This window comes from Xenorhabdus sp. TH1, assembly GCF_037260955.1.
Classification (GTDB): domain Bacteria; phylum Pseudomonadota; class Gammaproteobacteria; order Enterobacterales; family Enterobacteriaceae; genus Xenorhabdus; species Xenorhabdus griffiniae.
Genome location: NZ_CP147734.1, coordinates 258112 through 271608 on the forward strand (window position 1 = coordinate 258112; position 13497 = coordinate 271608).

9 protein-coding genes are annotated in these 13497 nt (G+C 39.0%); 5 read left to right on the plus strand and 4 right to left on the minus strand.

What is annotated here, in order from left to right:
- Positions 1 to 116: 116 nt before the first annotated feature.
- Entirely contained in the window at positions 117 to 980 is an 864-nt protein-coding gene (locus WDV74_RS01155; RefSeq protein ID WP_338884124.1) for an N-acyl homoserine lactonase, read from the plus strand.
- An 86-nt stretch (positions 981 to 1066) separates the two neighbouring features.
- Here the strand turns inward: WDV74_RS01155 and WDV74_RS01160 are convergent, their stop codons facing one another.
- Positions 1067 to 4708 carry an inverse autotransporter beta domain-containing protein gene (locus WDV74_RS01160; RefSeq protein ID WP_338884125.1) on the minus strand — a complete coding sequence of 1214 codons (3642 nt, stop codon included), beginning with the start codon at positions 4706 to 4708 and terminating at the stop codon, positions 1067 to 1069.
- Positions 4709 to 5351: 643 nt separating this feature from the next.
- Positions 5352 to 6257: an N-acetylmuramic acid 6-phosphate etherase gene (gene murQ, locus WDV74_RS01165; protein ID WP_338885507.1), complete on the minus strand. Its 906-nt coding sequence runs from the start codon at positions 6255 to 6257 to the stop codon at positions 5352 to 5354.
- Between the two features lie 1239 nt (positions 6258 to 7496).
- Here murQ and WDV74_RS01170 point away from each other — a divergent pair.
- A complete protein-coding gene (locus WDV74_RS01170; protein WP_338884126.1) occupies positions 7497 to 8390 on the plus strand; it encodes a LysR family transcriptional regulator in 894 nt (297 codons plus the stop codon).
- A gap of 338 nt (positions 8391 to 8728) precedes the next feature.
- Here the strand turns inward: WDV74_RS01170 and WDV74_RS01175 are convergent, their stop codons facing one another.
- Positions 8729 to 10684 carry an ABC transporter ATP-binding protein gene (locus tag WDV74_RS01175; protein WP_338884128.1) on the minus strand — a complete coding sequence of 652 codons (1956 nt, stop codon included), beginning with the start codon at positions 10682 to 10684 and terminating at the stop codon, positions 8729 to 8731.
- 352 nt (positions 10685 to 11036) lie between these two features.
- Between WDV74_RS01175 and WDV74_RS01180 the strand changes: the two genes are divergently transcribed.
- A complete protein-coding gene (locus tag WDV74_RS01180; RefSeq protein WP_338884130.1) occupies positions 11037 to 11240 on the plus strand; it encodes a YheV family putative zinc ribbon protein in 204 nt (67 codons plus the stop codon).
- Positions 11241 to 11384: 144 nt separating this feature from the next.
- A complete protein-coding gene (slyD, locus tag WDV74_RS01185; protein WP_189759331.1) occupies positions 11385 to 11921 on the plus strand; it encodes a peptidylprolyl isomerase in 537 nt (178 codons plus the stop codon).
- Between the two features lie 90 nt (positions 11922 to 12011).
- Here slyD and WDV74_RS01190 read toward each other — a convergent pair whose 3' ends face one another.
- Positions 12012 to 12230, minus strand: coding sequence for a SlyX family protein (locus tag WDV74_RS01190; protein ID WP_338884133.1), 219 nt, complete (start codon positions 12228 to 12230; stop codon positions 12012 to 12014).
- Positions 12231 to 12474: 244 nt separating this feature from the next.
- Between WDV74_RS01190 and fkpA the strand changes: the two genes are divergently transcribed.
- Positions 12475 to 13239 carry an FKBP-type peptidyl-prolyl cis-trans isomerase gene (gene fkpA, locus WDV74_RS01195; protein ID WP_338884135.1) on the plus strand — a complete coding sequence of 255 codons (765 nt, stop codon included), beginning with the start codon at positions 12475 to 12477 and terminating at the stop codon, positions 13237 to 13239.
- Positions 13240 to 13497: the final 258 nt, after the last annotated feature.

Sequence of the window (13497 nt, forward strand, 5' to 3'; positions counted from 1 at the left end):
GGAATATTGGGATTGATAGACATAATTATTGCTTTAATTATCTATATTCCTATGCGCCAATGTCTTTTAAAATATTGACTTATTTCATCAGAATTGAAAAAACATAGGCGAATGTTATGGAAAGAGTAAACTTAATTATTAGATTATTTTTGTATATGGCATTTCTTATACCTATCGCTAATGCTAACTCAGATACAGGGTACGATGTTGCGCAAAAAATAACTCAAAGGTATTTTGATAATCAAAGATATTGTGGGGATGATGGGCTTCCGGTATTTTTATGCTCCGGAGTGTTAATAAGGGGAACTGTTGTGTCAGATAAATATCACTCATGGAACCCTAGCCCAACTTCTCAAAGAAAGGGAAGTGTTTCATTTTCTTATCTAAGATCTGACGTTAAAATTATTGAATTAGCTATTGAGCATCATAATGGTTATATTTTTTCTCCTTACCTTGAACTTTTTGATAATTCAGATAATCCTAAAATCAACCCTGAAATCCTTTGTTATTTTCCTATTGATGGCGGCACAGATGCTAGAAATGATAAAGGATGTGGTTCTTATTCAGGGTATCCCGATAGAGGATCTTGCCAACAACAAAATATTACTACAGCAGAGCAATGGGTTAATAATTACGTAAATATCAATAATTATGATCGTGATGCTCAATGTGGTTTTGATGTGACTGGTGATGGCAGTGCAGATATCTTTATGCAGGCTATAAAAGTTAACTCACTGATTGATTTACCATTAAACAATGAATTGGTTTTAGCTGTTTGGGACCAAGATATTCCTGAAAAATTACCTATAGAAGCTTTTTTTTATCAAAATGATGGATTACAAGATGCACAGCATGATCAAAAAGATTATTATCAATCTACCGGTATACTGCTACCTATCATAAAAATAACCTTCCCCAGGGATAAGAATGGAGATGTTCGTTTTACTTATGACCAAGAAGATCAGATTAATATAAATTAATGACAGATTCTACAGTATTAAAGATAGATATATTTAGCTTTTGTTGCACTAATGATATATTTCATTAGTGCAACAAACTATCAACATTACTTAACTACACAAAGTAGGTATCCTCCTCCTGAACTAGCCAGAATTGTACTATGATCAGTCGAGTTATAGATTAGATAATTATAACCATCAAAAACTAAAAAGAATACAGTCTGACTAGACGTAGGATCAACAGTGCTATTATCATTCGTTAATACCAAATTCCATATACTAATATCTGGAAACTCTGTCGATAACACTGTGGGGTCATTATTATTAAAAATGTCTGCTTTTAAGTTTGGTGTAACAAGGCCACTACTTTCACAGTTTTTCCTACCACTCCATTCTAAATCATAATCATTTGGATCTTGTTCGAAATATCTTTTAACTTTTGTCGTATAAACATATAACTCTTTTATGCCATTTTTTGTGTTTGTTATTGTAGCAGACAATGTCGCGTCACCTGGCTTATAAAAGGATATTTCACCAGTATCTGCATCAATAGAAGTTATATCTGGGTTGGTTGAAGTAAAAATAACTGAGTGTTTGTCTGATTTGGTGATTTTTCCCCCATTCGAATTTCTTAATGCCCCACTTAAAGAACTAAAAGCATTAACAGGCGAGTGTGCACTAGAAAAGATTATGTTTTTATTATCACTATTAACCGAGGGATTCTGGTTATTATATAGAAATATTGTTGCTTTTTTGGGGGAAGGGTTAAAAGTTCTTTTATCGCTAGTTTTGCTTATTTTTTTATTGAGGGTCAATTTCACGCTAAAATCATCAATGCCTACATGACTTTTTACTCTTGCAACTAAATTCCCTTGTGGATCAGTAACGTTTGAGTCTTTGGTTACAACTATTTCTGATATATTTTCTGATACAACCCATTCTACTGAATCAAATGTGTAATTTGATAAATTACTATTTGTTTTTTTATCAGTAATTGTGGCGGTATAAATATATGTATCAGAATTATTAGCCATTAATGGTCCTGTCCGAGATATATTGATATTGATAGCTAAATCTTTTTCATCCAGTATGAATTGAACTGGCTTAGCTGGAATGGGAGATGTCTGCTTTTCCACCGCCAGCGAAACCACCACATTATCAACCACTTCTATACTGCTCAGTGTTGCCGTGAGTGTGCCTCCCGGCCCTGTCTTGTCCTCCCCGTTCTTGAACGTGAATTTCAGCCCCGGGTGATTATTGTCCTTATGCCACCGGACGTTGGAAACGGTCTGGCCTTCGGCTACCGGGTTATCGTCCTGATCTGTGAGATAGGCCGTATAGGTATAGGTATCTTCACTGTTGGCAATCAGCGGACTTGCCTTATCAATCTTAATGTGTTTCACACGGTACTGTTTAGGATCAACAACAAAAGACACCGCTGTTGCCGGAGTGGGTGAGTCCTGCTCTTCCACTGACAGTGAAACCACCACATTATCGACATCGGCTGCACTACTCAGTGTTGCCGTGAGTGTGCCTCCCGGCCCTGTCTTGTCCTCCCCGTTCTTGAACGTGAATTTCAGCCCCGGGTGATTATTGTCCTTATGCCACCGGACGTTGGAAACGGTCTGGCCTTCGGCTACCGGGTTATCGTCCTGATCTGTGAGATAGGCCGTATAGGTATAGGTATCTTCACTGTTGGCAATCAGCGGACTTGCCTTATCAATCTTAATGTGTTTCACACGGTACTGTTTAGGATCAACAACAAAAGACACCGCTGTTGCCGGAGTGGGTGAGTCCTGCTCTTCCACTGACAGTGAAACCACCACATTATCGACATCGGCTGCACTACTCAGTGTTGCCGTGAGTGTGCCTCCCGGCCCTGTCTTGTCCTCCCCGTTCTTGAACGTGAATTTCAGCCCCGGGTGATTATTGTCCTTATGCCACCGGACGTTGGAAACGGTCTGGCCTTCGGCTACCGGGTTATCGCCCTGTTCTGTGAGATAGGCCGTATAGGTATAGGTATCTTCACTGTTGGCAATCAGCGGACTTGCCTTATCAATCTTAATGTGTTTCACATGATATTTAACAGAGTTAAATTTCACGGTATCTATTTCCTGCCGTGGAGCACCATCTAGTTGTATGTAAACTTTAACTTCTTTATGTGGCTTTTTGCTGACTAAAATATTAGGCATTAATTTCCCTTCCTTATTTGTTAATACTCCTTTTTCATTCGTTTGGGCAGGTTTATCATTCCATTTGAAACTTAAGCCAGATTCATCCCCTAAAGCAGGCTCCGTTGTCCAGGCCACTTTGGTAATTTTGGCATTCTTAACAAATTTTCCAGCGGGTGAACCCTGATAAGTAATAATAGGGTCACTAAACGTATATCCACTTTTTTCATTACCTGTAATATTCACTTCTCCATCAATCAAAAAAGGCAAAACTTTTATAGTGGTCTGAATAGTTTTTGTTTTCCCCTGATTATCAGTGATTAATATATCCAATTTGTAACCGATTTTATGCGTTTCCTGATAGCTAGGAAGCGTAATAACAATACTCCTACCTGAATCAGAAGAGAGTTTCCCGTGATTATCTTTAAATGCGTTATCTGGTACAGCCCAACTAATATGTTTGATATTTGTATAAGAGCGGATAGGGGCATTAACGAGTATTTCTTGCTGGCCATATCCAATAATTGGCCCTAACTCTAACAGTTCGTCTTTTTCTCTTTTTTGATGATCCATAACAATATCATTATTTCTTTCGACAAAATCGTAACGGCTTCCTGCCAATGTTCGCATTGATGCGACATTAGCAGGTGATAATTGAGTACCCAGCGGAATTCCGAATTTATAATTTAAATTTGCCAGAAACTGGGTATTAGTATGACCTTCTTTGCCTTGCCGATAACCTACCCCGATAGTAACCAGAGGAATTGGAGTATACGTCAGGTCTAATTTCGCCTGGTGGGGATTTTTCTGTTTCGTATCACGGTTGAATAACGCTACGTTATCACCAAAATATTGCTCATAGGTTATTTTTGCGCCTAAGTTAGGATAAACTGGCAAGAAAAATTCGCCATTAATGTCATAACCTGTGGCTGGACGTTCATGATAACCCCGAAAGTTTCGAGATTCTTGCCAATCACTTAAGCGATAATAAGCATTGGCTGAAAATTTAATATAATCTCCCCAAATTTCCCCACCTAGTCCTAATCTTTGATTTCTTACGGTCAGTTCATGGTCATAAAAAGTATTTAAGCCATACATCCAGTTGTTATCAAAATAGCGGCTACCTAAACCTAGGTTAACCGTATCTCTTCTGTCTTTATGACGATAACCCAATTGGGAAAAAAACAACCAATCTGCTTTGTTATCATAAAGCGGTAGTAAGATATCGAGTGAATTATTCTTCAGCTTCAATTCCCGGTCTAAGCCAAAGTTAATTCTCACCGCCCCAAACTGAGATAACCATTTTTGAGCTTCGGAAGATACAGTATTATTAAATTTACCTAACGCATAGGATTTTGCTTGTTCAGCAAGGTTCGAAGGTGATGATAAAACATTACTCAATGTTTTGATATAACCAGTAACGTTATGTGATGTATCAGCTGTAGTAGTATTATTCGTTTGTTTTAAATGTGTAACTGGTTTCTCTGGGTTTATATTATGAACTTCTGAAGCATTACTCATTGAGATAATCATAAATAACGCAAAAAATAAATTTGTTTTTCTGATATATGAAGACATATATAAATACCTCATGAGGATTCATATCAATTGATGGTTATCGCCTAATTTTTTTCTCACAACGTTTATTAATAATTAATAATAGCTAAGCAATAGAAATTTACATTTTTTCCCAGAGATAATGTTGGGCTTGTGTAAATCTATCTGGCACCAATATGGGCAGAGATGCCCACACCTGCTGCGCCTAAAAAAGTGTTTGGCTTCAAAGAGCCATTTTTATGCTTAAGTTATCATCAGGCTGTTCATATCTCGTCCATAATCAGTTTTTGCAAAACCAGATGGGTAATTTGTTTAAACCAACGGTAAAGTTGCTGCTTAGGGTAACTGTGTCATTATCTTTCAAACACGGTTTGTCGTGTTGTTATAGCCAATCTTATATGTGCTAACTTGTTGGCCAGCGCACAGGCAATATGTATATTCACAAAGTTTACAGATTTGTGGGTTCTTCCACTGGATCCGAACAGCCATGCTCGTGAAGATGTCGCTGTTGGATATCATCAACGGCAGGGCTGCCTGTTTAATCCGATAAGGCTAATCCCATCAGACAATAAGACCGATAAAAAACGCCGTCGGGGCAGGTCGTGACAAAAGGTTTAATTCTGGGAAGTGTGACGCCATTTAGCCCCTTCTAAAGAGGCAATGATTATCGGTTTGTTGAGATAGCTGGCCGGATAAGTCCATGATGTTTTGCCAATAATGCGTTGGCTTCTTCAGCGTTAATACCCGATAGGATCATGACGATTGCGGTCTTGCAATGCCCACCACAGGCGTTTAACGCCTGTTCTGCCATTTCTCTGCTGCACTCCGTGGCGGCCATGACAATATTTTTCTGGCGTTCAATTAATTTGGCATTGGTGGCTTCTACGTCAACCATCAAATTACTATATACCTTGCCAATACGGATCATGGCGCCTGTCGTGATCATATTCAGTATCAATTTTTGTGCCGTGCCTGCCTTCATGCGGGATGAGCCTGTTATCACTTCTGGCCCCACAACGGGCGTGATAGCAATATCGGCCAGTTGTACCATTGGGCTATCTGGGTTACAACTGATACAGGCAACAGTAGCACTCACTGATTTGGCATATTCCATTGCACCTAATACATAGGGTGTCCGGCCACTGGCGGCAATCCCTACCAGAACATCTTTTTGATTAAAGTGTAGTACCTTAAGATCTTCTATACCTAATTGCCGATTATCTTCCGCATTTTCGATAGCTTTCAGAATGGCTTGATGTCCTCCAGCAATTAAACCGATTACCTGTTCTGGTTTTGTACCATAAGTCGGTGGACATTCACTGGCATCCAAGATACCTAAGCGCCCGGATGTGCCAGCGCCACTATAGATTAAGCGTCCACCTTGACGAAATGCCTCGGCAACTTTATCAACCACATTGGCAATTTGAGGCAGTGTTTTCTCAACGGCAATAGCCACTTTTTTATCTTCATCGTTGATAACGCGTAGCATATCGAGAGTTGAAAGTTGATCAATGTGGGTACTGGCGGGATTACGACTTTCTGTTATCATATTGCTCAAGTCGATTTTCATCATTTTTCTGCCATATTTTAACGAAACTAAGAAGTGATTTATGTGCGTCAGCTTATCTTACTGAGAATTTAATAAAAAATATACACAAAAATAGATTAAAAACACTATCTTCCGCTTTCTCCTTTATATCGGAAAATTGTTGATATTATGCTTGAATATGATTTTCATATCATTATGCGGTTGGAGATAAAATAAAGTTATATACGCATTAAACTTCAAGTTGAAATTTACAACACTGTATGAAACTTGATATCTCCCCGCGAAGCGGGGAGATATCATACGCATCTTGAAGATAGATTGATATATACTATATTGGTTATCAATTAGGTTCTGTTTTTTTAGATAAAAATCAACATGTTTTATCCATAAAACGATATGCCAATACAGAATATTCTGATATAAAAAATATTAAAAATTTGTTAGTAATAAATATACATTCTCACTGAAAACACACTATAAATCTTGTAATTATCATATTAATATTTTTTGATATCATATTTTATAATGGGTATCTTTTACTCGTTTTATGGTGGTGGTTATCATTGTTGTTGTATTTAATATATCACCTTGAATTAGAATATCCCTTCTTAACACGTAATGAGAGTAAATATTATAATGACCAGAAAATTAAAGTGTAAATGGATCGTTAATAATATAATGGATGTGGATTTCCCGCTGTTTTTTATATTGTACGGTCAAGCTAGATATATGATTTTCATTATGTTGGTTAATTAAATTTTTTACAAAATAGTTTAGTGATGTGATGTTTTAACTTTTATGATGACTAGCGTTTGCTTTTGTTGGTTGCCAATAAAGAAGAGTTATCAGTTGATAACTTGGTGTTTATTGTTGATTGCCCTAATTTTATGACAGGTAAAGTAATCAGATATGGATTTGTTTGTATGCTATACCGTGAGCGTTTTTAAATTGAGGAAATATTAACAATTCTGTATTTAAAAACAAAAGATAGTATTTAACTGTATCTGTAATAAGGAGGTGTAGGCTGTGTTTGCGGGATAATTCCCCTAAATTAATTTCTTTTTGGAATTATTTTAATTTGAAATTAAAGCGTGTTAATAATAAATTTTTGCGAATTTTACCCTTATTAACTAACATTTTATTAGTTAACATTTTGACCATTTGACCTGATAAAATCTTTGGCAAAACACTAAGTTAAAATGCTATCACCATGAATCTGTAATGTTTTGTAGTTATTCAACAATCATTGGGCTAAAGAACATGGATATACGCAATCTTGAAGCTTTTATCGTTTTGGCTGAAACTCTTAATTATCATAAGGCTTCTAAAAGGCTTTATCTTTCTCAGCCTGCCTTGACAAAGAAAATCCATGGATTGGAAGATATTTTTGGTGCATCACTCTTTACAAGAGGACCAAATGGAACAAGATTGACAGATTTTGGGCAGAAGACATTGGAAAATGTCCGAAAGTTTTTAACTCACTATGAAAATTTCAAAAGTCGGGTTCATTTCGATTCAAAAGAGGATATGGTCAGGCACTTATATGTTGGCTCTTGTTTTCCTATCCATAATTATTCACAAATAGAGAGGCAGGTTGTGGAAAAAAAAGGGAATATAGTGTTGTCATTGGTGACTGGATTATCAGTTGAGCAGCAGCTAAATTTACTGAATGTTGGGATGCTGCATGTTGCAGTGATGCCGTTATCATCTATTATTACTCAGTTGAAACCCAAAAAGGTGTTTACGGAAAGATTGGTCTATATCTTTAAGAAAGGGAGTCATCTGGTATCTAAATTTAGAACAGTTTTACATCAGATTGAAAATGGGGTGATTCAGACAAATTCATCAGAAGAAAAAGAGATAAGAGAGTTAACAGGCTTTCTTAATGTTTTTCCTATTTATACTGGTAACGATATGCATTTGTTATTAAAAACAAATGATATTATGTTGATAATAGAGATGATTACAAAAAATAGTGCTTATACCTGTGTGCCTAAACGGATTATTAGCTCTATTCCTGAGTACTATATGAATTTTTTAGAAATTATTGAAACGGATAGAAAAATTGATCTTGGTGTCGTATGGGCAAAATCTATAGATGAATCTTTGATTGAAGATGCTGAAAACTTTTCTGCTTTAGTGGCTAATGTCTAGATTAGCGATTATCATTTGTTTTATATGGAATATTTTTATTTGGTCTCTTATGATAATCAAACTTGAGGTGTAACTTGTAACAGTTTTCTCAGTAAGGAGAGAAAAATGAGAGTGAACATCTTGAGCATTTTTCCACTATAAATAATCTTCTATATAATAGATGAATTATTATTTTTTACGCGAGTATTCTGATTGTTTGCAAACAATTTTATATTCTGTTGTGAACAGAAAGCACTATTTTTAGTGCTTGAAAAAAAATTGATGGGATAAGAGAATAGGAGATAATCGGGCATTTGATGTCAATACCCGATTATCCCCACCAGCTTACATTTGAAAGATTAGCTGACCCCTTGACTCATATTAAATTCTGTAGTCATGTGTTCGAGCTGTTCCTGAATGTCTAACCATTCCATTTCAATATCTTCCAGTTTGGATTTTGTTTGCGTTTGCTGATGCAGGCATTCAGTCAGTTCAGTTTTACGATCATGGTCGTAAAGTGTGTTGTCTGACAGCTTCTCTTCTAATTCCATCAATGCCGTTCCCAGTTTTTCCATCTGTTTTTCAAGGGTAGCAAGCTGTTTACGCAATGGCTGCGTTTGATTACGGAATTCAGCTTCACGCCGTTTTTGATCTTTACGCTCTTGGGCACTGTAATTTTGAGTGCCATTCGTTGAAGATTCGGTTTCTGATTTTTCTTTCTCCTGACTATCCCGCATTTGCTGGCGTTGCAGTTCAGTGAGCCATTGCTGATAATCTTCTAAATCGCCTTTAAAAAGTTCTACTTTGCCATCATGCACTAAATAAAGCTCGTCTGTTGTAGAACGCAGTAAATGTCTGTCATGCGATACGACGACCAGCGCACCTTCGAAATCAATCAATGCTTCAGTCAATGCCTGTCTCATGTCAAGATCAAGGTGGTTGGTTGGTTCGTCAAGCAAAAGGAGGTTTGGGCGTTGCCAGACAATCAGAGCCAGTACCAAGCGCGCTTTTTCACCACCGGAAAAACGTCCGCTTGGATCGATCACTTGATCGCCTTTGAAGCCAAATCCTCCCAGATAATCCCGAAGCTGTTGCTCCGTTTCTTGGGGGGCGATTCGGGACAAATGTTGTAATGGAGATTCATCTGCCCGCAAGTATTCCAGTTGGTGCTGTGCGAAGTAACCCAATTTAATGCCTTTTGATAAGGCAATTTCTCCGTGCTGAGGTGCCAGTTCTCCTGCCAGCAACTTGATCAATGTGGATTTACCCGCACCATTGCGACCTAGTAGGCCGATCCGTGAACCTGGCACCAGATTTAATTTGATTGAATTCAATACCGTTTTTTCACCATAGCCAGCACTGACTTTATCCATGTTTAAGAGTGGATTTGGCAGGTTGTCCGGCTGGCGGAAGCTGAAATGGAAAGGGTTATCGACATGCGCGGGCGCGATAAGCTCCATACGTTCCAGCATTTTGATGCGGCTTTGTGCCTGTTTCGCTTTAGAGGCTTTGGCGCGGAAACGGTCAATATAACTTTGTAAATGGGCCACTTTTTCCTGTTGGCTTTGGTATAGCGCCTGTTGCTGGGCAAGTTTGGCCGCGCGTTGCCGTTCGAAGGAAGAGTAGTTACCGGTATATTCGTATAGATCCTGCTGCTCAATGTGCAGGATTTTATCGATGATTGGATCGAGAAAATCGCGATCGTGGGAAATTAGGATCAAGGTGCCGGTATAACTCTTTAACCATTTTTCCAGCCAGATAACCGCGTCCAGATCAAGGTGGTTGGTCGGTTCGTCGAGTAATAGCAAATCAGAACGGCAGATCAACGCTTGTGCCAGGTTGAGGCGCATACGCCAACCACCAGAGAATGAACGTACCGGCTGTTCTAGCTGAACCTGGGAAAAACCTAATCCGTGCAACAAACTAGCGGCGCGGGCGCGGATTGTCCATGCCTGAATAGTATCAAGTAAACCATGAAGATGAGCGATAGCATGGCCGTCATTTTGTTCGTTGGCGATTTTGAGTTTTTGCTCCAGTTGTCGGAACTCACGATCACCATCGATGACATATTCCAATGCTGATGTTTCCAGGGCTGGCGTTTCCTGATTAACCCAAGCCAGTGCCCAGTTGTTAGGGAAGGTAACAGAGCCATTTTCAGCTTGAAGTTCATCTTTCAGTAATGCAAGCAGGGTAGATTTACCACAGCCATTTTTACCAACTAATCCGACTTTTTGTCCAGGATTGATGATTGCGTTGGCGTTATCCAGTAGGACGCGAATGCCACGACGGATTTGCAGTGAAGAGAAAACAATCATAGATGCCGTCTATATATAATGTGTTAAGTTAATTAATATACCCATCTCACTTCAAGATGCACATTGTTTCTCCCCGCTTCGCGGGGAGAAACAATGAGTTATGTTGTCTTATAATGAGCAACTTGAAAGGTAACGCGTATAGTTAGATTTATATATCCTTCGTCTTTCAAGTTGCTGCTTTGTTGACTGCATTCCCCATACCAATCGTATATTGATATGCATAGTGGCCGTTGATGCGTATAGTGATCGATGTGCCGCAATTTGAAAGCTATTGGGTATATGTATGTAATTTTAAGTGTCTGGTGTGCATGGTAGCGGAAAATAGGGGTTCTGACACGTCTTAGGGGGAATTATGTCAATCAGTCGTAAGCGTTTTATTGCAGGAGCGGTTTGTCCAAAATGTCAGTCACAGGATACGCTGGCAATGTGGCAGGAAAATAAGGTTGATGTTGTTGAGTGTGTCCATTGTGGCCATATACAGCGGCAGACGGATGAAGCTGTCACCTCTCATGTCAGAGATCAGGAACAGGTCATTGGCATCTTTACACCACAGTAACCCAATACATATACAACGAATTGTGGATAAATTTTGCTATTGCCTAGGTACAGTAACGTAGAATTCCGTTACAATTGGCAGCATTTTTTAAGCAGTAAAAATTTTCCCTCACGGGTTTTTCCCCTCGGGTATGTAGGAGTTGTCATGAAAGTAGCAAAAGACTTGGTGGTCAGCCTGGCTTATCAAGTAAGAACAGAAGACGGTGTTTTAGTTGATGAGTCCTCGGTGAGCGCACCGTTAGACTATCTGCATGGCCGTGGTTCTCTGATCAGCGGATTAGAGAAAGCACTGGAAGGCCGTGAGGTGGGTGAACGTTTTGATGTGAGCGTAGAAGCAGCAGATGCATACGGTCAGTATGATGACAACCTGGTTCAGCGTGCACCAAAAGATGTGTTTGTTGGTGTTGATGATCTTCAAGTTGGTATGCGTTTCCTGGCTGACACAGATCAGGGGCCTATCCCAGTAGAAATCACTGCGATAGAAGGTGATGAAGTAGTTGTTGATGCGAACCACATGCTGGCTGGCCAGAATCTGAAATTCAATGTTGAAATTGTTGCTATCCGCGAAGCAACCGAAGAAGAATTGGCTCATGGCCATGTACATGGTCAGGGTGGCTGTGGTGATCACCACCATGATCACGATCACGGTGACCATGGATGCTGCGGCGGTAGCTGCCATTAAGATTTAAGTAGAAAAAGGGAAGCGGGTTTTAAGCTTCTCTTTTTTATTTTGCGTTTAGCCTTCCTTGGCAGCGAACTTCCCTGATGAATATCAGTAATGGGGGGGCGGTGTTTCTTCAGAAAGTGGTGCAATGATGGATGTTTGGTGGTTTTTTAGACGCTCAGCAATTAATTTGAGTTGTTCTTTCAATCTGTCAGTTTCGATCTGTTGCTTTATCACTTCCTGATTCAATGCTTCAATGGTGGCTTCTTGATAAGCTAGCTTGGTTTCTAGTTGTACAAATCTTCGTTCAAATTCAGATAACTCCATTATCTTTCCTCCTGCCTCTGAATCAATTAATTTAAATGACGAACCGATAATTCGGTCAAGATGCCACTATAATGCACATATATCCAATGAAATAGGATCTCACGAAACCTCTTTGCTTTAATGTTGTCTCAACGATTTTTATGGCAAGGTATAGCAAATATTGTCATTGGTTTCCTTAGGCGGTTATAGTAAACGTTATGACCTATGCTGATGGTAACCCCACCCAAACTTATTGGAGAATAGGATGAAATCATTGTTTAAAACAACTCTGCTGGCAACAACTCTAGCGGTGGCATTTAGCGTACCTTCGGTTTTGGCTGCTAACACCGAAACCAAAGACGAAGTAAAACTAAATAATGCTTTTAAAACAGCAGAACAGCAAAATTCTTATGCTCTGGGTGCTTCTTTGGGAGGCTACATGGCCAACTCATTGCAAGAGCAGAAAACGCTCGGTATCAATATAGAAAAAGAACAGTTGCTGGCCGGTGTTGAAGATGCATTAAATAATAAAGCCAAACTGACGGACAAAGAAATTCAGGAAACTCTGAAGGCCTTTGAATCTAAAGTGAAAAGTGCTGCCTTGGCCAAGGTAGAAAAAGAAGCCAGTGAAAATGGTGAAAAAGGGGCCAAATATCGCAAAGAGTTTGCTAAGCAAGCGGGTGTAGTGGAAACCAAAACCGGGCTGCTTTACAAAATTGAAAAAGAGGGTACTGGTAACGCACCTAAAGAGACTGATACTGTCGTTGTTAACTACAAAGGTTCTTTGATTGATGGCCAGGTTTTTGACAGCTCTTATGACCGTAAAGAGCCTCTGACAATTCGTTTGGACAGTGTCATTCCGGGTTGGAGAGAAGGTATACAGCATGTGAAGAAGGGGGGAAAAATCACATTAGTTATTCCTCCTAAGCTAGCTTATGATCAGGCAAACTTACCTAAAATTCCAGCTAACTCCACTTTAGTTTTCAATGTTGAATTACTGGATATTAAGCCTGCTGCTAAGGCAAAATAATTCCTGTAATTAAAAGATATTTGCAGGGGCTTGAGGCTCCTGCTTTATCATACATTTCTTCCACCTTTCGATTTGCTGCTGATATTTATCACTATTTGATTAGTAATTAGTAATAAGCATGGAAAGAATAATAAATTTATTTGCTTATTATTTCCCACGGTATTAAATGGGGTATTGCTTTCCGTATTTCAGGTGGATTCGGCATAAAGCTGTGATAGAACCCTGCGCTATACTCAGCAAGAGCTTGACGGCAGTTCA